At 36.1% G+C, this 21141-nt stretch carries 19 protein-coding genes and 3 tRNA genes; 8 read left to right on the plus strand and 14 right to left on the minus strand.

Translation table 11 applies throughout. The annotated features are described in order from the left end of the window. Nucleotides 1–17: 17 nt before the first annotated feature. The gene (locus tag KBP46_RS05805) at nucleotides 18–599 is read right to left on the minus strand and encodes a Crp/Fnr family transcriptional regulator (RefSeq protein ID WP_216444881.1); all 582 of its coding nucleotides are present in this window, start codon (nucleotides 597–599) and stop codon (nucleotides 18–20) included. A gap of 273 nt (nucleotides 600–872) precedes the next feature. On the opposite strand from KBP46_RS05805, the gene KBP46_RS05810 reads away from it, so the two are divergent. Both KBP46_RS05810 and KBP46_RS05815 read left to right on the plus strand, forming a co-directional pair. Continuing rightward, nucleotides 873–1628, plus strand: a complete 756-nt coding sequence (locus KBP46_RS05810) for an AraC family transcriptional regulator (RefSeq protein WP_062670466.1) — start codon at nucleotides 873–875, stop codon at nucleotides 1626–1628. 27 nt (nucleotides 1629–1655) lie between these two features. Beyond that, nucleotides 1656–2816, plus strand: a complete 1161-nt coding sequence (locus KBP46_RS05815) for an NAD(P)/FAD-dependent oxidoreductase (protein WP_216444882.1) — start codon at nucleotides 1656–1658, stop codon at nucleotides 2814–2816. A gap of 107 nt (nucleotides 2817–2923) precedes the next feature. Here the strand turns inward: KBP46_RS05815 and KBP46_RS05820 are convergent, their stop codons facing one another. From KBP46_RS05820 to KBP46_RS05840, 5 genes are all read right to left on the minus strand, one after another. Then, entirely contained in the window at nucleotides 2924–4357 is a 1434-nt protein-coding gene (locus KBP46_RS05820; protein ID WP_216444883.1) for a T9SS type A sorting domain-containing protein, read from the minus strand. Then, the gene (locus KBP46_RS05825) at nucleotides 4324–5925 is read right to left on the minus strand and encodes a reprolysin-like metallopeptidase (RefSeq protein ID WP_216444884.1); all 1602 of its coding nucleotides are present in this window, start codon (nucleotides 5923–5925) and stop codon (nucleotides 4324–4326) included. Before KBP46_RS05825 ends, KBP46_RS05820 begins: the two co-directional genes overlap by 34 nt. Before the next feature lie 645 nt (nucleotides 5926–6570). After that, entirely contained in the window at nucleotides 6571–7365 is a 795-nt protein-coding gene (locus KBP46_RS05830) for a hypothetical protein (protein ID WP_216444885.1), read from the minus strand. Between the two features lie 83 nt (nucleotides 7366–7448). Further along, nucleotides 7449–7994 (minus strand): hypothetical protein, encoded by a 546-nt coding sequence (locus KBP46_RS05835; RefSeq protein ID WP_216444886.1) that lies wholly within the window; start codon nucleotides 7992–7994, stop codon nucleotides 7449–7451. A gap of 160 nt (nucleotides 7995–8154) precedes the next feature. Beyond that, nucleotides 8155–9513, minus strand: a complete 1359-nt coding sequence (locus tag KBP46_RS05840) for a tetratricopeptide repeat protein (protein WP_216444887.1) — start codon at nucleotides 9511–9513, stop codon at nucleotides 8155–8157. 539 nt (nucleotides 9514–10052) lie between these two features. Here KBP46_RS05840 and KBP46_RS05845 point away from each other — a divergent pair. Both KBP46_RS05845 and KBP46_RS05850 read left to right on the plus strand, forming a co-directional pair. Continuing rightward, nucleotides 10053–10550: a GNAT family N-acetyltransferase gene (locus KBP46_RS05845; protein ID WP_123277851.1), complete on the plus strand. Its 498-nt coding sequence runs from the start codon at nucleotides 10053–10055 to the stop codon at nucleotides 10548–10550. 142 nt (nucleotides 10551–10692) lie between these two features. Continuing rightward, nucleotides 10693–11559 (plus strand): alpha/beta hydrolase, encoded by an 867-nt coding sequence (locus tag KBP46_RS05850; RefSeq protein WP_216444888.1) that lies wholly within the window; start codon nucleotides 10693–10695, stop codon nucleotides 11557–11559. Nucleotides 11560–11669: 110 nt separating this feature from the next. Here the strand turns inward: KBP46_RS05850 and KBP46_RS05855 are convergent. Together KBP46_RS05855 and KBP46_RS05860 are read right to left on the minus strand one after the other, a co-directional pair. Beyond that, nucleotides 11670–11742: transfer RNA gene (locus tag KBP46_RS05855), tRNA-Lys, on the minus strand. A gap of 350 nt (nucleotides 11743–12092) precedes the next feature. Next, nucleotides 12093–12165: transfer RNA gene (locus KBP46_RS05860), tRNA-Lys, on the minus strand. Between the two features lie 326 nt (nucleotides 12166–12491). On the opposite strand from KBP46_RS05860, the gene KBP46_RS05865 reads away from it, so the two are divergent. Continuing rightward, nucleotides 12492–12653: a hypothetical protein gene (locus KBP46_RS05865; protein WP_156106559.1), complete on the plus strand. Its 162-nt coding sequence runs from the start codon at nucleotides 12492–12494 to the stop codon at nucleotides 12651–12653. A 175-nt stretch (nucleotides 12654–12828) separates the two neighbouring features. On the opposite strand, the gene KBP46_RS05870 is transcribed toward KBP46_RS05865, so the two are convergent. Continuing rightward, a tRNA-Lys gene (locus KBP46_RS05870) sits at nucleotides 12829–12901 on the minus strand. Nucleotides 12902–13183: 282 nt separating this feature from the next. On the opposite strand from KBP46_RS05870, the gene KBP46_RS05875 reads away from it, so the two are divergent. After that, nucleotides 13184–13639: a MarR family winged helix-turn-helix transcriptional regulator gene (locus tag KBP46_RS05875; protein WP_062670477.1), complete on the plus strand. Its 456-nt coding sequence runs from the start codon at nucleotides 13184–13186 to the stop codon at nucleotides 13637–13639. A 14-nt stretch (nucleotides 13640–13653) separates the two neighbouring features. Continuing rightward, nucleotides 13654–14157, plus strand: a complete 504-nt coding sequence (locus tag KBP46_RS05880; RefSeq protein ID WP_216444889.1) for a transposase — start codon at nucleotides 13654–13656, stop codon at nucleotides 14155–14157. Nucleotides 14158–14232: 75 nt separating this feature from the next. Here KBP46_RS05880 and KBP46_RS05885 read toward each other — a convergent pair whose 3' ends face one another. The 5 genes from KBP46_RS05885 to KBP46_RS05905 form a co-directional block, all read right to left on the minus strand. Continuing rightward, nucleotides 14233–14871 carry a DJ-1/PfpI family protein gene (locus KBP46_RS05885; RefSeq protein ID WP_216444890.1) on the minus strand — a complete coding sequence of 213 codons (639 nt, stop codon included), beginning with the start codon at nucleotides 14869–14871 and terminating at the stop codon, nucleotides 14233–14235. 102 nt (nucleotides 14872–14973) lie between these two features. Further along, entirely contained in the window at nucleotides 14974–15972 is a 999-nt protein-coding gene (locus tag KBP46_RS05890) for a GlxA family transcriptional regulator (protein WP_216444891.1), read from the minus strand. A 194-nt stretch (nucleotides 15973–16166) separates the two neighbouring features. After that, nucleotides 16167–17759 carry a beta-carotene 15,15'-monooxygenase gene (locus KBP46_RS05895; RefSeq protein ID WP_253297219.1) on the minus strand — a complete coding sequence of 531 codons (1593 nt, stop codon included), beginning with the start codon at nucleotides 17757–17759 and terminating at the stop codon, nucleotides 16167–16169. Next, complete coding sequence (locus KBP46_RS05900; RefSeq protein ID WP_062670488.1) at nucleotides 17752–18816, minus strand: HlyD family secretion protein; 1065 nt, start codon at nucleotides 18814–18816, stop codon at nucleotides 17752–17754. The genes KBP46_RS05895 and KBP46_RS05900 overlap by 8 nt, the downstream gene beginning before the upstream one ends. Nucleotides 18817–18820: 4 nt before the next feature. After that, nucleotides 18821–20143 (minus strand): TolC family protein, encoded by a 1323-nt coding sequence (locus tag KBP46_RS05905; protein WP_216444893.1) that lies wholly within the window; start codon nucleotides 20141–20143, stop codon nucleotides 18821–18823. 132 nt (nucleotides 20144–20275) lie between these two features. Here KBP46_RS05905 and KBP46_RS05910 point away from each other — a divergent pair, with 132 nt between their 5' ends. Beyond that, on the plus strand, nucleotides 20276–21088 hold the full coding sequence (locus KBP46_RS05910) for an AraC family transcriptional regulator (protein ID WP_123277857.1): 813 nt from the start codon (nucleotides 20276–20278) through the stop codon (nucleotides 21086–21088). Nucleotides 21089–21141 lie beyond the last annotated feature (53 nt).

Consider the following 21141-nt stretch of genomic DNA (forward strand, 5'->3'; position numbering starts at 1 on the left):
TGACAAATGAAAAGAAATTACAGTTTATGAATATCTCTTCTGATCCTGCTCAGTGAGCTGTCTTTAATTCCAAGGTAAGAAGCAATCACTTTCAAAGGAACATGTTGAAAAATATCAGGATCTTTCTTCATCAGGTTAAAATATCTTGTGGAAGCCTTCTGACTCGCCATTTCGATCAGCCTATCATGAATATTATAATAATTAAGAACAAAAAGAAGCCTGCTGAACTCTCTGAACTCGGGAATATTATGGAAATTTTGCTGTACATTTTCCAATCCTGTTTCCCAGAAAACGCAATCGGTTACGGTCTGGTATATTTCTTTGGCAGGCTGCTGTCTGAAAAAGGACAGAAAATCATTTACAAAACAGGGAGCCGTATAAATATTTGTTGTGATTTCCTCATTATCTTCATTCAATATAAATGAACGGACATATCCTTTTTCCAGAAAATAGGTTTTGGTACTGATTGCATTTTTATCCAGTAAAACAGTATTCGCTTTTAAATTAAAATGGCTGAATTTTTCTGTAATTTTTTCCACCACCTCAGCTTGGATACTGAATAAGGAATGAAAGTAGGTATTAAGTGATGATTTGTCCATTAGGTATTGTCCTAAATCTATTTTAAGGTCTAAAAATAGCAATAATTTGTGGAAGTCTGGTTAATCAGAAATTGTAAAACCACCTCGTCAAAAATTCTCTGAATTTTCGCCTCCCCTCCGGAGAAGGTGAATTTTTCACATCATACGAAATGATATTAATAAAAATACATAGATTCACTATTAATTATCACGATGAATTTCACAGCACTTGGTGATCTATAGCAAATTTTGTAATTTTCTTCATTAAAAATAAGTATTAAACGGACCAACATTATGGATATTGATTTCACTTATAACTTTATCGAACCTGATAAGGAGATTGCAGATTTCGTTGAAAATCTGGGTACTTTTCAGAACCTTTCGGATGAAGCAAAAGAGGTGGTGATCATTCCTGATGGAAGAATTGATTTATTTTTTTCAGAGTCCGTTTCAGAGCCTTTTCATATTACCCTTCTCGGGCTGGAAACTTATCCTGAGCAAAGATATATCGCTCCTCATACCCTTGCTTTTGTTATCAGCTTTAAACCTATAGCAGTTGAATATATTTTACATACCTCTATTGCCGATTTATTAAACCTAGGAAAGGAACTCTCTCCTGATTTCTGGAATTTTAAAGCTGACGATATAAAGGATTTTAATCATTGCTGTACAAAAGCTACTCAAAAAATAAAAGAACTTCTTCCTCAGAAAATAGATGAGAGAAAACGCCGACTTTTTGAATTGGTGTATACTTCAAAAGGGGAAATGAGCGTACAGGAACTTTCCGAAAAAACAGGCTGGAGCAGCAGACAGATCAATCGTTATTTTACCAAACAGCTTGGCTTGTCATTAAAAGCCTACACTACTATTTTACGTTTCAGAACATCATTGGAACATATTGCCCAGGGAAGACTTTTCCCGGAACTCAATTATACCGATCAGAATCATTTCATCAAAGAAGTGAAGAAATTTTCAGGAGTTGTTCCTAAAGAATTATCCAAAAATAAAAACGACCGATTTGTACTATTATCGGTATTGAAAGGAAAATAAATTTGCATTGTAAAATTTAAATCAACAATGCTTATAGACAATAAATCAATAGCAATCGTTGGTGGCGGTCCTGCAGGACTTACACTGGCAAGACTTTTACAACTGAAAGGTGCAAATGTAAAAGTATACGAAAGAGATTTTAATAAAAATGCCCGTGTACAGGGTTCTCCTCTTGATATGCATGAAGATTCTGGGCTGGCTGCCATACGCAAAGCAGAACTTCTGGAAGAGTTTAAAAAGGCTTTCCGTCCGGGTGCAGACAGAACTCTGATCATGAATGAAAAGGCCGAAATATTTTTTAACGATCATGAAACAAAGCCTGAAGAAGATTTCGGCCATGAAAATTTTCGCCCTGAAATAGATCGCGGTCCATTAAGAAATATGCTGCTGGAATCTCTAGATCCTGAAACCGTTGTCTGGGACAGTCATTTTCTCTCTATGGAGCGTAAGGGTGAAGGCTGGCTGCTGCATTTTAAAAATGGAAATTCTGTGTATGCTGATCTTGTCGTTGCTTCAGATGGTGCCAATTCTAAAATCCGCCCTTATCTCACTGATAGTAAACCTATTTATTCCGGAATCATTATGCTGGAAGGAAATGTTTCAAAAGAAAATGCTCCTCAGATTGATGCTTTGATCAAAGGGGGAAAAATTATGGCATTTGGAAATTCTCAAAATATCTTAATGGGTCAAAAAGGCAATGGAGATCTCGGATTTTATGCAAGCTTTAAAGCAGATGAGCATTGGCCTGCCACTTGCGGTCTTGATTTTTCTGATACTGCACAGATGCTAAAATGGTTCAAAACAGAATACCCGGAATGGAGCCCAATCTGGGAGGAACTTTTTGAAAATGCAAAAACTCCTTTTATTCCACGTTTGATCTACTCTATGCCTTTAGATCAAACGTGGGAAACTCTTCCCAACCTCACACTGATTGGGGATGCAGCCCACGTAATGCCTCCATTTGCTGGAGAAGGTGCTAATATGGCTATGCTGGACGCCCTTGAACTGAGTGAATATTTAACAGATGAGAATTGTAAAACCTTACAGGAAGCCATTTCCGTCTACGAACATCATATGCGTAAGAGAGCTGCTACAGCTACGCAGGAATCCCTTGAAAATGGAGAACGAATGCACTCTGAAACCTCATTAGCCACTATGCTTGATTTTTTTAATAGCCATTTGGATTAATGATCATCAAAAGGCTGCCTTCAGTTGAAGACAGCCTTTTTTCCCTCTTGAAATAATTCTTTTTCTCTCCGCCTTTAGATCCTGATACGGAGATTCATTCGTGTTGTTTATTTTTTGATTAATTTGTTATTGTAAGTGTTTTTCTCATCTTTGATGGTGATCACATACATTCCTTTTACAAGAGAAGCTACATTGATTTTTCCATCAATCTTACCTTCCTGAACAAGTCTTCCATCCGCACTGTAAATTTTGTAGTCACCTTTACCTTTAAGATTTTTCACTTCTACAAATGTATCTGCAGGATTAGGATAAATAGATACCTCTGATGATTTTGTATCTACCGTTTCTCTCACAGCAAGGGTACTCGCAGTAATTTTCACAGGAAGATCCATAATACCTCCCGCCTGGCTTGCCAGCTCACCACATACGCTATTCAAAGCACTCGTTGAAAATTTACCAACCACTCTCATTCTTAACACCTTATCTCCAGAATAAGAGGTAGCAGGAACCGTGAAGTTAAAACTTGGCAGCCCTATATTACCTGCATTTGTTGTTGCTGAAGTCTGTCCTACCCTTTCTGTTGCTTCAAATACTCCGTTTCTGTTGTAATCAATCCAGGCAGATAGATTTACCGGTATTCCGTTTTGCAACAGATTCCCTATTCTAGGCGTAAGCGTATAGGTACTACCTTGTGTCAAATTAACTACCTTAGTAAGATCTTCGCTTAAATCTTTATAGGATCTTGCTGTAAGATCACTATAATCAAGATTTGCAACAGTAACTTTTAAGATGGATCCTACATAAGGTGAACCTGAATTTAAAAGGCAATAATCAACTCCGGTCTTTAATCCTTTTGTTTTGAATGTATAATTATTAGAGAAAGTCCCGGAAACAGAATTAACTACAGCCGCTACCTGTACTTCATAATTGGTTTCATCTTCTAAATTATTCAGAACTACAGAATTTGCCTGGCTTACAGCATTAGACCAGTTTGCCGTTCCTGCTTTTCTGTAATTAACAGAGTAAGTAGCTCCCGGAACACTATTCCAGGATACCCTTGCCGTTGTTTTAAAGATCTCCGTATCTATAGTGGAAATACCTGTAGGTGCGGACGTAGAAGATGTAGGTGCAGCCCCCACAGTAATAGCAGGAGACACGGCATAAAAGATATTTCCTACAGCTGAAACTCTTAGTTTTATAGCTCCATTTATATTTCCTGGCATTTGTGCGCTATAACTTCCGGTGTTTGGTGTTGCAGCAACCAGATTTGTCCAGGTTGTTCCATTATCTGTAGTGTAATCAATTTTTACACTCGCTGTATTATAAGGTGCAGCATTTGTATTGGCAACATCCCAATAGATTGTATTTACTGCATCATTATACAATACTGAAGATGCAGTAAGCCCATTGAATTTGAACGGTCCGTCATTCCCTACAGTCACTGTAGTTGTTGAACTTGAAACCATAGGACGCTGAGCGTTTTGATCTCTTACTGTTACAGCATAATTCAATGTTCGGGGATATAAGATACCGTTTCCCATGCTTGCTTGTCTGTTAGAATTCCATTCATAACGCTCGCCAACTTTGGAAAATATCTTCTTCCGTTTGCCGTACCAGGAACTGATCTTGATAAAGCTCCTTTTGGATTGTATCCCCATCCGCTATCCCCTGAAATTGTAGAAAATTCATCTGTACTGTCATTCTGTTCCCAGGTATAGTTTACAGGATCATTTTCTGCATCAATGGCTAAAGCTTCAAGATAATAAGCGGTTCCTTTAGGAATACTATAAGCCACCAAAGGATTAATAGCTGGTGCTGTATTATTGTTTATATTTTGAGAGGCTCCACAATTAAGTTTATTTTCTAAATTAGTTAATACCTGATCGATGGATTTATAATGGAAGTATCCATCAGCGTTAGCCTGCACATTATCATAGGTAATTCCGGCATAGCCCATAATAGTAGTACCTCCTCCAGGCTCTACATTGGCTCCCTGATTGGCATCTGTGACAGAAGTATTTGAAAATGTGTGATTAGCTCCCAATTGATGTCCCATTTCATGAGCTGCAGTAAAGTCAAAAACTTCACCTACAGGAACAGGTCCCTGGGTATAAGCTGAACCTTTTTTTATTTCAGTATTAGTGGCCGGATCTACACAGACAATTCCGATTCCCCCTGCATTTCCGCTTCTTTCTGCATTTTGATTAAGAACATGCCCAATATCATAGTTGGCATTTCCTACTACAGAAGTAAGGGTCTGTTGCAACTGTAAATTTAAATTATTAGAATAAGGATCTGTAGCCGGATCAAGATAGATGATATCCGGAAGATTCTGAACGGTCAGATGAGCTCCGAAATCTCGTTCAAAAACTCCGTTTATGCGGGTCATCGTATTATTCATGGCAGCCAGCACTACTCCTTTCTTTACGTCGTCGGTTGCATTGGCCGGAGTTCCTGCTGCAGTTAATTGATATTGGCTGTATTCTCCTGTAACGGACAATGCCATTCTAAAATCTCGAAATTTTGTATTGGTAGGTCTGCTGGCGATTCCAACTCCGGAAAGCATTTTTTTACCATTCTCTACCAGCTTATTAATATCCTTAAAATCACGTTCTCCGGTATCACATTTAAAGCCATGCTCTCCTTCATTCTTTGTTTTATAGAATACTCCATACGTCTGTTTATCAGCACTTATTGGCTCTATAAACTGGAATATACCATTTTTAATGATCATAGACTGCATATCATTAGGAGATGTACTGAATCTTAAATACTTAGATGGATCATCCACACCTACTCCCGTATAAGATCCCAGTTGATATTTATCGGCCAGGGATTTATCAAGTACAGGATTGCTATAGACAGCAAACTTTTCAATCTTTCCGTCCACAGTTGGTAGAGAAATAATAACCGGCGTTGCACCCTTCCCGGTTTCTTCAGCATTTCTTAGCATTTCGCGAAGAGATTTCAGATCCACTCTATAAGAATGTTGTACTTCTACTCCTTCTCTTATCTGTGAAGTTTTCTGAGAGACAGATTCCCATCTCTGAGCATTGAAAACCGTAAAACAAGATGCTAATGCACAAACGAATAAAATTCTTTTTTTCATAGATTTATTTAAAATTACTTTGGTTGTATGATTATAGGTAGCTCATTTTTATCAAAAGATCATTTTGGATTCTGATCAGTCCACTTAAGTATTATCATAAGTTCAACAAAATGAAATCCATGATGCAAAATTCACAACAAATCACTCCACAAAACTTGCATATTCCAAATAAAAAACAAAAATAAATGATACTACACATATACAACAGCAATTACAAATATTTAATTATCAACCACTTAGATTTAACACCTAATTTTGTCTTAAATAGTTGTGTTTTTATACGTACATATTATTAAAAATTTCCATCTAAGGACGGATGAAAAAACAATACTGAATATCAGATGAAAAAAGATGAATTAAAACAAGAATAATCAAAAGACGCGGTGCAAAAAAGGAACACATTCGAAGAACACCGGCTCTTTTTTAAAAATAAGTTAGCAAATCGACTACAAATCACAATCATTTAAATACCAGCAATTTAAACAATCGAATACACCATGTAGTACCCATGTAGTATAGTCTTTTTTCTTGTTTCCATTAAAAATTTTCATATTTGGCCATTGAGACCACTTAAAAAACCGGGTGGTGAAAAGAGAATATTTCGAGTACTGTCTGACCTGATAAATCAGACAGTTTTTTTTTGGTTTATTTTAAGGTATCAAAGAAATGATAAATATCTGTTTCTCCCGGAATATTTAATTTTTTTCTGATCCTGTATTTTTTCTGCTGAATACTTCTGTGCTGAACCATGGTATAGTTTGCTATTTCTTTAGAAGTAAAATGAAGTTTAAGCATTGCACAAAAAATCAATTCAGAATTTTCAAGATTGGGGTTAATTGTTAAAAGCTGAACTATAAATTCGGGGTAACTTTCTTTAAAACGATCCAAAAATTCAGGGTCATTTTTTTTACCCAGTTCTATAACTTTTTCCTGTTTATTGTCATTCATTCTTATTTTCAGATTCTCAGCTTCTATGGCAAGAACTTTTTTCCGTTTCCTCAACGCAATAATAATTCTCCAAGCATATAATCCCAGCAGACAAAGACCAATAAACGACAGAGAAACAATCCAATAAATTTTACTTTTATGATGATTAGCATCCTGCTGAGTTACTGCAATAAAAGATTCCATATCCTGATTGATAGTAGCCAGTAAAGATGTATTTGTTCTGTAAAAAGCATCTGTATAAGCTTTCAAATAAAGATAAGCCTTTTCTTTATCTCCGGTACGTTCATATAAAACTCTGAGATCATTATAAATATACTTAGCATAATAAGCATAAATATGTTTCGTTTTTTCATTGATTTTCAAAGCTTTATTAAGAGCTATTTCCGCTTTATCATACTGTTTATAATTAAGAAAATACTCTCCCATAATGGTATTGGCATAGAGGGCTATTCCGTCTTCTTTACCATTGATATTAGCTTTGTTGTAAGCCATCGTTATATATTTATATGCAGAATCTTTGTCTTTATGCATATACACATAGTCACTTATCGCACAATCTGCAAGGCCGGTATCATCTATTTTTTTGCTTTATGGAAGTATTCCAGTGCTTTTTCGTATTCTTTTTTTTGCATGAGATAAATAGCCTGCCTCAAATAAATACTGAAAAGAATATCATTTTTAAGTTCATAATTCTCACTTTTCTTTATAAAACTCATTGCTTCATTATTATATTGAAAAGCTTTATCAAGCCTTCGAAGCTCTACATTGAAACGGCCATAAACATTATAAAACCTGGCTTTGTGTAAGTTATCCTCAGAATCATCCAGAATCTCTTTGGCATTATCAAAGAGAATTTGTGATTTCTGAAAATTTTCCAGGGAAATATTGAGTTCTGCAAGATTGATATAGCAGAGCGCCTTCCCATCTGCATAATTCATTTCATTGGCTTTTTTGTAATATCTTTTATTAAGATTAATCAATGAATCATATGCTCCGGCAATTCTGAACTTTTCATTCTGTTTCAGCAAGGCAACGTCAAATTTCTTTTCAGCCTCTTTCTTTGAATGAGAATGGCACGAAACTAAAACAAACAGTAAAACAGAAAGAAAAATACGCATCATAGGTTTCTCTAATTAAGCTAAAATTCCTGTATAAATAATGATCTTTTTAGAATAACAATCCTGTTTAATTTTAAAATTCTCAATGGTTATTTCTGATAAGATCAATAATAAAATCTTTTCATAAAACAGAATCCTGCTGCTTTTATTGTGATATATTTCTTTATTCTGCTAAGTTTTCAAAAAAGTCATAAATTTCTGTTTCTCCGGGAATATTCAGTCTTTTTCTGATCCTGTATTTCTTCTGTTGAACAGATTTATGCTGTACAAAAGTATAGTCTGCAATCTCTTTGGATGAAAAGCGTAATTTCAGCATTGCACAGAAAGCCAGCTCTGAATTTTCAAGATCGGGATTGATCTCCAGAAGCGACTTAATAAATTCAGGATAGAATTCTTTAAATTTCAACAAGAAAGAAGAATCATTCCTTTTAGCAAGCTCAATCACTTCCTGTCGCTGCTTGGTCTGGACATGGTTTTTCAACGTATCAGTTTGCTCTTTTAAAGTATTTTTCTTCTTTTGTAACCTGTTAATTATTTTCCGGACATATACCCCTGAAACGGTAAGTACTGTGATAGACAATGCAATAAATAACGGAAGATCATTTTTATGCCAGTCTGATTCCTGTTTCATTTCTGAAATAAAATCTTCGGTAGCTTTATTCATAACGACAAATCGTTCTGCATCAAACCTTCCTTCCTCTTCCATATATTTCTTCAGATAAAAATAGGCCTTACCGCCATCATTTTTTTTCTTATATAATTCTGCAAGTGCTTTGTAGACTTCTTTGATATGGGAAGAATAGGTTCGTCTTGTCTTAATGTTGATCTCCAGGGCTTTTTTAAGGGCTTTTTCAGCTTGTTCACTATTATCAATTTCATTATAATAATATCCCATTGTATAATAAACCCAAAGAGATTCCACATCCGTTGTTTTCTGGCTGATCATTTTTTCATCTGCTCTGGCAATGTATATACCCGCAGAATCAGGTTTATGGGTAAATAAATAATATTGTGCCACCATACAATTGGTATAGGCTGAATTTTCCAACATATTTGCTTTTCTAAAACATTTTAAAGAGGTTCCAAACCATCCTTTCCATGCATAGTAAATTCCTTTGTTTACATAAAGTCTGGGCAGAAGTTTCTGGGTAAGTTTCGTTTTTTTTGCCTGTTTTAAGTAATAAAATGCTTTATTATTACATTCTATAGCCCTATCGTTGAGTTTAAGGTGAGAATAATACAGACTGTAATCATCATAGAAGACTGCTTTATGGTAAGTATTTTCAGAATTGAACAGGCCTTTTTCTGCTTTATTGAAAAAGTACCGGGCTTTTTCATAATTCCCTGCAGAAACATTTACCCCTGCCATATTCAGATAGCAGAGTCCTTTTCCTCCTGTGTACCTCATTTTGGCGGCTTTTCTCAGATATTCTTTATTAAGCCTGACAAAAGCTTCATATTGACCGGACAACTGAAGTTCTGAACTTTCAGTCAACAGAGATATATCAAAGTTTTCTCTCACTTTATTTTGAGGTTCACTATGACATGAAAATATAACCCAAAATATTCCCATGCAGATTGGAAAGGCTATTATTTTCTTTATACCTTCTGAGTTTGTCTTTATATTTTTAAAAATGATTAAATCAATTTTTCTCATCACCACCACTTTTCCCTATATATCTACATATCTACCTATTCACTTATTTACAAATAAGTTGATAATTTCCTACCGTTATTTCAATATTATTCCCCAATTAGTGTTATAAATATACATAATTTATCATGTTCCTTATGAAATAAACGAGTTATTTCGCAAAAATGTAACATTCAAATAAAGTAATGTAATATTCCCCTTAAACAAGCACTTTTTAAAATTGACAGACTGCATTTATATGCTTTTCTGATCAAAAAGTATATGTTTTGTTTATAATAAGACTATCTGAAATGAAAATTGTTACAGATAGATGAGATCGTTTTAAAATTTTAATAAATTATTTAAAACTCTGTTGCTAAAAATTATCTCCATCTTTGTATACTGATGTAAATAAAAACCTGATCAGCATGAATATTATTAGCTATCGAAAACTTCTTCCCGAAGAAAGCAAAACATACCGCGTAATCCGTCTGGAAAGTCTGGAAAAGTTCCCGGAATCATTTGGAGCCAACTATCATGAAGCCCTGAAAATTGAAAAGTTCCAAATAGAAAGTGATATTGAAGAACAAACTTTTGGAAGATTTGTTTTGGGTGCCTACGCAAATGATCTGCTTATAGGCATATGTACTTTTGTTAAAAGTGACAAAAACTCTGGTACAATTTACCAAATGTATGTAAAGAAGGAGTTTCAAGGAAAGAATATAGGTCAGGGATTGATTGAAGCTGTTATTCATGAAGCAGGCAGACAATTTAATGACATTGAAATTCTTTTAGAAGTTGCCCCTGGAAATGATAAGGCTTATAATTTATACAGAAAGACAGGATTTTTGGAGGTAGAAAAAACTTCTGCCCAAGATAGCAGCCATTGTATCATGATGAAATATATGCCTAAAAAAATTGAATAACATCAGAATCCTGATCCAGAAACCAAGTTCTGCATAGTTAAATATTGTAATGGAATTAGGGTATTTACTAAATTTAACAAAGAAAAGGGATACAGCTCTAAGCAATACAATGTATCATTATTTTTTTAAGTTAAATTAAAGCATGAAAACGGAAAACTTTGAAACAATATGTGATGATGGTGTAAAGCTTAAAGGTATACTTCTTATTCCGGATCATCCTAAAGCAGTAATTCAATTTAACTGTGGTACGGGAACAAAAAAAGAATTCTATTTGTCTTTTCTCACCTATCTTGCTGAAAATGATTTTCTGTGCTGTCTTTGGGATTACAGAGGAAGCGGAGATTCTTATTCCGGAAATCTGAAAACCTGTGAATTTACCTTTTCAGATTATGGAATAAAAGATATGCCCGCCATCAAAGTTTTTTTAAATAAAAAGTTTCCCGATCTTCCGTTTATGATTATAGGGCACAGTGCCGGAGGCCAGCAAATCGGATTTATGAAAAATCTGGATAATGTAAAGGGAATGATCAATTTTGCCGTATCTGCAGGTTATTATATGAATATGCCGTTTTCATACAGAATGAAGGCTTATTTTTATTTTTATATTTTTACTCCCATAAGTGTTCTTATGACAGGATATGTAAAAGCCAAAACCTTTGGAATAATGGAAAACCTGCCCAAAAATGTTGTATATGAGTGGCGAAACTGGCTTGAAAAAAAAGATTACTTTTTCGATGCTCAATTTTATGGTACTACTGTTCCTATAGGACATTTCAAGAATTATACATTCCCCATTCATCTATTCTGGACCACTGATGATACGATATCCAGCCAGAAAAACACTGAAACATATTGGCAGCACATTGACAGTAAAGAAGATATCACTTTCACAAAACTGGTTCCTTCTGAATTAGGATTAAAAAAAATTGACCATTTTGGTTTTTTCAAAAAAAATATGAAAGACAGGCTTTGGATACATGTCGTAGATAAACTAAATCATTTTATTTAACCATGTAATTCCGAATGTATTCATCTTAACTTATATTAATATCACAAAATTAAAATCTCAGTATAAAGAAAAACGGACAAACCATTATAAAATAGTTTGTCCGTTTATTGTGACCCGGCTGGGATTCGAACCCAGGACCCATACATTAAAAGTGTATTGCTCTACCAGCTGAGCTACCGAGTCGGTCATTTACTTTTTCAAGCAAATCCCTATGTTTAAGGGACTGCAAAGATAGAAACTTTTTCTTTATTTACAATACTTTCCCGGACATTTTATGCCTTTGATTCCGCTAACTTTTACAATATCAGAGACAAAAATTTTAATGCTTCTGACACAGATATACATTTTAAATTCCAAATCTTGTAAAACGCATGAAAAATAGACTTAAATTAACATTTGTTTATTTTGATAGAATAAAGTTACGATGAGCAACTGCTCAGTTATGTAGGCAAATTACTCTAAAACGGAGACTTTTACAGTTTGTGATTTTCTTAAACAAAAAAAGCTTCAACGTATGTTGAAGCTTTATCAAGTGACCCGGCTGGGATTCGAACCCAGGACCCATACATTAAAAGTGTATTGCTCTACCAGCTGAGCTACCGAGTCGGCCACTTACTTTTTTAAGTAAATCCCTTTATTTAAGGGACTGCAAAGATAGAAACTTTTTCTTTATTTACAATACTTCCCGGACATTTTATGCCTGTGATTCCGCTAACTTTTACAATATCAGACTTAAAAATTTCACACGTCTTAGGAGGTTCTTAATATAAATTTCAAAAATGCACCCAAAAGTCTTCCGATGAAATTGAAAGCTGCAGTGAATCCCTTTGCTACTCGCGGACGATCAGTAAATCAATTTTATTTTCTTAAAATTTGAAACAACCTTACTATCAATAATTTGTTTTTTTCAAATAAATTCACTATATTGATGTATGAAAAAAAATGAACGTCAGGACAATATAACACACGCTGGCAAAATTAACGAACGAACAAAAGCATTGGAAGTCCTTGAAAAAGCAAAAAAAGTACAAGGAAAAATTACATTTCTCCGTCAGGGAGTCGGGAGAAACTTTAAGCCCAAAAATGAAGAGTAAAGCTATTACTGAACTTCGATTGCAAAGTGCGAGTACAATCAACTGGTCCATTAATTTAAATAACCGGCCATTTTAAAACATTATAGCGAACACTATAAATAAAAAACCTGCAAATTATTTTTTGCAGGTTTTTTTGTGTTTTTCTGATGCTTTGATTTTTGCATCTTTAAGATTGTGACCCGGCTGGGATTCGAACCCAGGACCCATACATTAAAAGTGTATTGCTCTACCAGCTGAGCTACCGAGTCGGCCACTTACTTTTTCAAGTAAATCCCTTTATTTAAGGGACTGCAAAGATAGAAAAACACTGCTTAAATCCAAATTATTTAAAACTTTTTTATCATAAATTTCACATTAAAAAAGTCAAACACTTGTTTATAAATTAATTACGCTGTTACTTTTTTAATTCAAATTCTCAGCAAAAATAGGAGCTGGCGGATAATATTGTTTTTTGAGTAAAAAATTTATTTTGGTAAATCAAAAAACAATACTATCTTAGCAACTAAGATAATTAGCAAATAATTTAATTAATGACTAAAAACAATATACAAAATTTTCGTGAAGCCAGCAGAGCATACTCTGACGCCTCAATCTTTATGCATGAAGCCATTGCGAGGAAAGCCGGGCTTTCCAGCACTGATCATAAATATCTGGGACTTATTCTGCAGTACGAATCCATAACAGCAGGTGAAATATCTAAGCTGACAGGTCTTACAACCGGAGCTGTTACCGGATTGATAGACCGTCTGGAGAAAAAGAATCTTCTTAAAAGAGAGTTCACCAAAGAAGACCGCAGAAAAGTAATAATCATACCAAATACAGAAAACAGCATGAAATTACTCGGTCCTATTTTTGAAGAGCTGCAGCAAAAAACCATGAAACTTGTTTCCACTTTTTCTAAAAAGGAAATAGAAACTATTGAACGTTATTTCAGGGAAGCCACAGTTCTTATGAAAGAAACAACAGATCATTTAAATAACCCATAAATCAATACAAAATCATGGAAAGTTTAACAGCAACTTATATAACCCGCGCAGAAATCTGGCTGTGCATCACAACGTTACTTTATTTTCTTATGAACGGGGCACAGATTTTCGAAACTCTCCTATTTGTACCTAAATGGGCTTCTTCCCCACCCGATACATTGAAGCTGCTTCAGGATGAAAATGGAGTAAGCCTGAAGTTTTTTTGGATCATCCTTCACTCTTTGCATGAAATAACCTTTATCCTTGCAATTGCTTTTTGCTGGAAAATAGATCCGGTAAGGAACGGGCTTTTGATTTTACTCATTATCCACGTAGCAGTAAGAGTCTGGACATTAGCTTTTTTTGCTCCGAACATTATACAGTTTCAGAACTTAGCATCTGCCACTTCTGTTTCACAGGAAATCATAACCAGAATTTCACTTTGGAAAACCCTTAATTATATTCGGGTAGCTGTTTATATCGCGGTGTCAATTGGTTTCATTCCTCTTTGTATTAAAGTACTCAGTTTTCGTCTGTAATGACAGGACCTCAATCTAAAATATAAATTTCGCCGATCAGAGATCGGCGAAATTTGCAAATCAACAGATTCTCGTTTAAGCTAAATTTCCAGATTTTGCATTCTGATATTCAAAAATTTCTATAATTGTGTTCATTGTTTTCTGTCCGAGGTGTTTTCCAACCAGATAAAGAGCGGCATCTATTCCGGCTGTGATTCCCGCAGTAGTTATCAGGTTGCCCTGATCAATATATCGTACATTCCGGATTACCTTAGTATCCGGATTATGCTGTTCAAGGGCATCCAACAGCATATGATGGGTAGTAACATGATAATCAGCAAGCATTTCCGTCCCTGATAGCAGCATACTTCCGGTACATACCGTAAATATAACTGTTCCTGCATGATAATGATTTTCAATCCATTTCAGGACAGTTTCCCGAAAATCCCTGTCCTGAATATATTGCATAATGTATTCAGGATTTGCCCCTGGAACGACAATCATATCCGGTTGAGGGCATGTATGGATATCGTAGGTAGGAATAAGAGCCATTGTGTTCGCCTCCATATTTACCGGATCTTTTGTTTTCCCGACGGTAAAGCAATTGTAGCTGCCGGGTTCCAGAACATTCGCTTTAACAAAAACATCTAAAGGGCCATTTAAATCAAGTGCTTCCACCTGATCATAAATTAAAAATGCTACATTCATTGTCTTGCCGTTTGGTACGTGATTCATAATTTTATTATTTAAGATTATTATTTTCAGATCATAGCACAGGTCTTCCCTGCTGACAATTGATGATTGTCAGTTTTATGTAAAATCAACAAGAAAAAGCTATTATTCTGTAGTATTGAATGCCTTCCTGTACTGTGCCGGAGAGAGGGAAATGTTTTTAAGAAATAAGCGGCTGAGAGAAACAGCATTACTCAATCCGCATTTATCAGCTATCATATCGATGCTCATATCAGTATATTCCAGCATATTTTTAGCCTGATCCAGCCTCATTTTTTCGAGAAATCTGCCGGGAGTCATTCCTGACTCTTTTACAAATACCCTGGAAAAGTTACGGACACTCATGTTCAGAAACTCTGCCATATACTCCACCGTAATAGCTTCTCCAAGCTTATCTTTCAATAAATCACGGATTTGTTTTGTAAAAGGAGACATTATTTCATATTCCGGCAATGCATTTCCGAACTGAGACTGTGCTCCGGATCTTTTTAAATACAGGACGAGATGACGGGCAACTTCGGCAGCCAAAGGTTTTCCAAAGTCTTCTTCCAATAGAGCCAATGCAAGATCCATCCCTGAAGAAACACCTCCGGAAGTATAAATTGGCCTGTCACGGATAAAAAAAGGATTAATATTGACATCCAATTTTGGATAAGATTTCTGTAAAGTATCTGCGAACTTCCAATGGGTAGTTACCTGTTTGCCATCCAGCAGACCAGCTTTGGCAAGGATGAACGCCCCTACACAGACAGATCCCATTCGTCTTACGTGACGAGCTATATTTTGAAGGTAATGATAAATGTCCGGATTGACCTCATCCAGCACGCTCAATGTGGTACCTGCCACCAGTAAAGTGTCTACGGAAAAATCAATATCATAAATAGTATGGCTGCATGATAAAGGCATTCCTGAACCTGAATATATTACTTTTTCTGAAGTTCCGGATACCAGATACACATGATAGCCGGAATCCTGTTTATCATTTAAAAAACGGTTTGCTGATGTAAAAACATCCCATGGTCCGGCAATATCAAGCAGCTGTACCTCTGGCAATGCTAAAAGCACTATATTTTTCATTGCTGTTTTTCGCCCTTCTTTCTTCATATCTCTTTCTGTATGAGTACAAATGTAGAGAGAAAGGATTTTGTCTGCAATGACAAAAAACATACAATTCCGGCCAGAAGTAATCATTATCCTTTATCAAAATAAAAGAGACTGCCTTATCAGACAGTCTCAGCACTCTACTATAAAATTAGCTGACAAGCTATACTTTTTCGATGATTAACATTAAAATTCTCTTACGCAGGAGATAATCTGCGTGATTTTAAATAAAGAGCAGTGCGGTTAAGATATGGGAAAAGGAAAATCAATAACAGTGAGGCGGCAAGAAGCCATACCATCATTTCATAATAATCCATCGCAAAACGGACATGATCCTGAACATTCATTCTGCCAATCAATAACTTATTGGCAGCTTTAACAGCCTTATCTTCCGGCATTCCGCGAGCAATAAGCTTAGCAGTCTGCTGATGGAGAAAGCTTTTAACTTCCGGATCGACAGCACTTAAATGATCCTGAAAAGCATTATAATGGCGACTTTTTTCAAAGAGTTCAAAAAAATTGATCAGGGCAATACTGATACAAAAACCCAGATATCGTATGGCTAATGCTATGGCAGCAGCGGAAGGTCCAATAACAGCAGGAACGGAAGAAATAATATAAATAATCGTCGGAACCATAATCAACCCCACACCTAATCCCTGAAGAAATAAGGGAACATAATAATTGAACTCATCAGCCTGAACATCAAAAGAATAATACATTAATCCATGAAAGATCAATAGCATTAAAAAACCTGGTCCCCAGATATACCGTATATTTTTTTTCTGCAAAACCATACAGCAGGCAATAATGACCCCAATAATCAACCCTGTAAGATTGAAAATATTAATATAGGAAATATGAAATGGGTCCAGATGCAGCTCCGATGCAAAATAGGTATTGACAATTCCTGAAGCAAAACGGCATATATACATCACAAAAAGAATCAGCAGACCTACTTTAAAATTCCGGTATCTGAAAACACGCAGATCAATATAAGGCCTTTTAATAGCCTGCTGGCGAAATACTGATATTCCACCTAGGACAATAATTCCAATGACACTTCCCAAAATCCTGTTATCCTCCAGCCAATAATATTCCTGCCCGAAAATGGTTATATATCCTATGAGCACCAGCATCGTACTGAACAGTCCGAAACTCTGCCAGTCGAGTTTATAGAGATGAAATCTTGCATGGGTTCTGTAGTTGCTCATTGCCAGGGTGAGGAAAATAAGTCCCGGAAGATAGGAGAAGATGGCAGTTTTATAGACGATATTAAAATTATACGAATCTATGAGGTCGGCGGTAATCAGGTTGTTAAACGGCAAAGCACAAATTAATATCCCGAAAAACACTGAAAAGCTGATTTCCCGCCCTCTTTCACTGCTCAGCCGGGTGAAAATAAGGGTAAGAGAAAGGTTTACATTCCCTGCAAACAACATTCCCTGCATAAAACGAACCGGAAACAAAATGTAGACTTCACGGGTGAAATAGCATATCAGACAAGCCAGAATCTGCAATGTGGTAAACAGAAGAAAATATTCTTTTGCGGCCAGAAAACTGAAAAATCGTCTTTCCAGGCTGTAAAAACCTACATACCCTGCATAAAATAAGGCTATTGAAAACTGGATGTCTGCCGGTTCACATCCATAATATCCTGCTGCTGCATTCACATTAGACAATGGCAGAAAAAAGATAATGATTCCCGGAAGTGTCATTGAAAAAAGAATAATCTTCACCAACCATTCCGGTGCCCATTTTTTGAAATAGGGCATTTGTCTTTTAGCCATTGGAATGCTTTTTATTGGCATAAACATTCACATTCATTCCCACTTTCAGAACATCAATCTGGCTTCTTTGTCCGTCCACTCTGATTCTTACGGGAATACGCTGTACAATTTTTACATAATTCCCGGTGGAATTATCCGGTGGAAGCAATGAAAAACTCGAACCTGTTGCAGGAGAAAGGGAAATAATCGTTCCCTGGAATTCTTTGTCCGGATAAGAATCCGCCACAATTTTCACATGATCGCCGATATGCATGTCTTTGATCTGCGTTTCTTTATAATTGGCTACCACCCATTTATCAGTTTCATTATTGACAATAAAAGCCAGCGTTTCTCCGGCATCAATCATCTGCCCCACCTCAACGGTTCTACGCCCCATCCTTCCGTCATAAGCAGCAGTAACAGCCGTATAGCTTACGTCTAGTTTGTGACGGTCCAGCAATGCTTCCAGTCTTGCAATTTCTGCCAGAACAACGGCTTTTTCTGCCCTTATATCATTAATCTTGGATACAGAAGCTGCATAATTATCCTGTGAAGATTTATAATCACTTTCATTGACATCTAGGGTTGCTTTCACATCTTCAAGGCGCTGTTTGGTGGCAGATTCTTCATCATACAGTTTTTTATATCTGTTATAATCAAGCTGTTGCTTCCAGACCTTTGCTTTACTGGCATCTACCTGAGCCATCGCTGCTGCAGCTTCCTTTTCTGTAGTTCCTGTTGTACTTTCCAATACTCTCAGTTGGGCACGCGCTTTCTGAATGGCTGCCTGAGTCTGTTTTTCCTGTAGAATATATTCACGGTTATCAATGATTAAAAGAGTATCTCCTTTTTTAACTTCCTGATTTTCCTCAAATTTTACGGCAACAATGAATCCACCGGCTCTTGAAATAATCGGGTTGACATATTCCTGAACCTGTGCATCATTGGTCTGCTCATAGGCATAATAATTTTTTAAGGTAAAACCGCCCCAAACAGCAAGTGCGGCAACGATAACAACTGAAATCCATCCTGTGATCTTCGTGATCATTCTATCGGTGGGAGTGTATTTTTTTTTCATTGTTTTATAAAACGCCTGTAATATTTTGTAATAAATAATAATTGTTCTGTGCCATAATTTTAGCCGCTTCCAGTTCAAATTTTGTCTGAAGCAGCTGTATATCTGCATCCAGCAGTTCTGTGATAAGAGAAGTCTGGCTGAAGTAAGTATTTTTGATAATACGCGCATTTTCCTTTGCCTGAGCTACATTGGCTTCTGCCACTTTTATCTGTTCTAAAGCTTCCTGGTACCTTAAATAAGCTTCTTTCACCTGCTGTCTTACTTTATCCTCCGTATCCCTGTGCACTTCCTCTTCTTTTTCAAATTCAAGCTGGGCGGCCTTTACTTTATGGGTGTTATGGTAAAGGGAAGAGATGGAAAATGATGCTTTAATTCCCACAATCCCCAATGAATACCAATAAGGATTATAGGGATAAAGGAAAATCTGCGGATTGGCGTAATAAAATTCGCCATACATCCCTATTTTAGGTCTTACATTCGCTTTTACCTGTTTCAGTTTGATGATACTCAGCGCTGTCTGCTGTTCAGAAACATGGTAATCAAAAGAATGATCCAATGCCTGTTTCAGATATTCATCATACGTTGTATTCTCATTCCATTGATTAAACGGCGCTTCAGGAATAGCAACCTGTTCATCCGGAATTCCAAGAATAATATTCAGTTTCTGCATGGCGATGAGGATATCATTTTCTATGGTCACCAGTGCCATTTTTCGTTTTGAAAGTTCAAGTTCAATTCTTAAAACATCACTTTTTAAAACCACTCCGTTTTTATAAAGAGTCTGTATTTCCTTCAGTTGTGTTTTCTGATCATCAATATCCTGCTTGATAAGATCTCTGAAGATTAAGGTTTTCTGTAATTCCAGATAAAGCGATGCTGTTTTGTAGTGAATATCTGAAACGGACTGTTCTTTCCGGATATCCTTAATTTTCTGAAGCGTTTGATTTTCCTTAATCTTAAGATTCAGTTTGTTTCCGTTATAAATATTCAGATAAAAATCTGCTCCGGCTCTGTAAAGCGTATGGATAACTTCATGCTGGGTAGGTTTTGAAAAGATTCCGTTCTCATAGATAGGAATGTTGGACGCTTTTTCAGCAGAGCCTTTGACTTCTATTTCCGGAAGGCGCTCTCTTTTAGCGTCTTTTACTTCGGCTTCGGCAATGTCTACATTAATGGTATTGATTCTGATATGACGGCTGTTTTCTTCCGCTCTTTGCCATGCGTCTTTTAGGGAGAGTCGTATGGTATCCTTTGTTGGACTGCCGGTCTGCGCTGATACGATGGGGAAAACTCCAAACATCAGCAATCCGGCGACATAAATTTTCATTTGAATTTTTGAATTATTGCACTGCAAATTTATTGGCAATCCGGATATTTTATTTATCTAAAATAGTCAACTTTTACATGATTCCGGCCAAATGATTATATTTGTATTTTCTTTGGTATTTTAAACTTTTTAATGGGATTAATTGCTGCACTTCCGGACATAGATAAAGACGACAAAAGTGTATTTGTCATGCATGAAAAATCAGAAAAACTGATTCCTTTTCACAAACATACGAAAGGACAGCTGAGCTATGTGGAAGGGGGTATCGCCTATATTACGATTGACAACAGGACCTATGTGGTTCCGGCAAGGCATTTCTTCTGGATTCCGCAGGGAATGGAGCATATTTTAGAGATCGGACATACGGCAACGGTTTTGCGGTCTCTTTACTTCTATGCCTATGATGATATTTCAGATCCTTTCTACAGCAGACTGGGCATTTATCCGGCATCAGAACTCCTGATTCAGATGATCAAATATTCTGAAATATGGGATGAAAAGCATGTAACTGCAAAAGATGAAAACTTTGAATTTCTGGTAGCATTAAAAAAGATCCTTCCTAAAACCCATCAACAGCCCTTGCCTATTATTCTTCCCGCCACCCATAATAAACAAATGATGCGGATTGTATCTTATCTGGAATGGAATATCGGGGAAAAATTGACTCTGGCTAATGTCAGCAGCAGATTTGGTTTGAGTGAGCGTTCTCTGTCGCGGCTTTTCAAAGCAGATATGGATATTTCTTTCCTCCAGTATTTAAAAACATTAAGAATCATCAAAGCCATTGAACTGCTTTTAAATACAGACAAACCCATCAATGAAATCGCGGATGATGTGGGCTACAGCTCTATCAGTGCCTTTAGTGATACTTTTCATGAGTTTACCCAATCCAGACCTTCTGATTTAAGGAAGAGCAATAAAGCCGTTCAGAATTTTACAGATTAAATTGGACCCTGAATTAAATAAAAGCCTTTAAACATTATGCTTAAAGGCTTTAT

The organism is Chryseobacterium sp. PCH239, assembly GCF_018924625.1.
In the GTDB taxonomy this organism is placed as follows: domain Bacteria; phylum Bacteroidota; class Bacteroidia; order Flavobacteriales; family Weeksellaceae; genus Chryseobacterium; species Chryseobacterium cucumeris.

Bases quoted from the DNA above. Each gene is read 5' to 3' on its own strand.
- KBP46_RS05805 (WP_216444881.1), bottom strand. From the start codon at position 599: ATGGACAAATCATCACTTAATACCTACTTTCATTCCTTATTCAGTATC.
- KBP46_RS05810 (WP_062670466.1), top strand. From the start codon at position 873: ATGGATATTGATTTCACTTATAACTTTATCGAACCTGATAAGGAGATT.
- KBP46_RS05815 (WP_216444882.1), top strand. From the start codon at position 1,656: ATGCTTATAGACAATAAATCAATAGCAATCGTTGGTGGCGGTCCTGCA.
- KBP46_RS05820 (WP_216444883.1), bottom strand. From the start codon at position 4,357: ATGGGAAACGGTATCTTATATCCCCGAACATTGAATTATGCTGTAACA.
- KBP46_RS05825 (WP_216444884.1), bottom strand. From the start codon at position 5,925: ATGAAAAAAAGAATTTTATTCGTTTGTGCATTAGCATCTTGTTTTACG.
- KBP46_RS05830 (WP_216444885.1), bottom strand. From the start codon at position 7,365: ATGGCTTACAACAAAGCTAATATCAATGGTAAAGAAGACGGAATAGCC.
- KBP46_RS05835 (WP_216444886.1), bottom strand. From the start codon at position 7,994: ATGATGCGTATTTTTCTTTCTGTTTTACTGTTTGTTTTAGTTTCGTGC.
- KBP46_RS05845 (WP_123277851.1), top strand. From the start codon at position 10,053: ATGAATATTATTAGCTATCGAAAACTTCTTCCCGAAGAAAGCAAAACA.
- KBP46_RS05850 (WP_216444888.1), top strand. From the start codon at position 10,693: ATGAAAACGGAAAACTTTGAAACAATATGTGATGATGGTGTAAAGCTT.
- KBP46_RS05865 (WP_156106559.1), top strand. From the start codon at position 12,492: ATGAAAAAAAATGAACGTCAGGACAATATAACACACGCTGGCAAAATT.
- KBP46_RS05875 (WP_062670477.1), top strand. From the start codon at position 13,184: ATGACTAAAAACAATATACAAAATTTTCGTGAAGCCAGCAGAGCATAC.
- KBP46_RS05880 (WP_216444889.1), top strand. From the start codon at position 13,654: ATGGAAAGTTTAACAGCAACTTATATAACCCGCGCAGAAATCTGGCTG.
- KBP46_RS05885 (WP_216444890.1), bottom strand. From the start codon at position 14,871: ATGAATCACGTACCAAACGGCAAGACAATGAATGTAGCATTTTTAATT.
- KBP46_RS05890 (WP_216444891.1), bottom strand. From the start codon at position 15,972: ATGAAGAAAGAAGGGCGAAAAACAGCAATGAAAAATATAGTGCTTTTA.
- KBP46_RS05895 (WP_253297219.1), bottom strand. From the start codon at position 17,759: ATGGCTAAAAGACAAATGCCCTATTTCAAAAAATGGGCACCGGAATGG.
- KBP46_RS05900 (WP_062670488.1), bottom strand. From the start codon at position 18,816: ATGAAAAAAAAATACACTCCCACCGATAGAATGATCACGAAGATCACA.
- KBP46_RS05905 (WP_216444893.1), bottom strand. From the start codon at position 20,143: ATGAAAATTTATGTCGCCGGATTGCTGATGTTTGGAGTTTTCCCCATC.
- KBP46_RS05910 (WP_123277857.1), top strand. From the start codon at position 20,276: ATGGGATTAATTGCTGCACTTCCGGACATAGATAAAGACGACAAAAGT.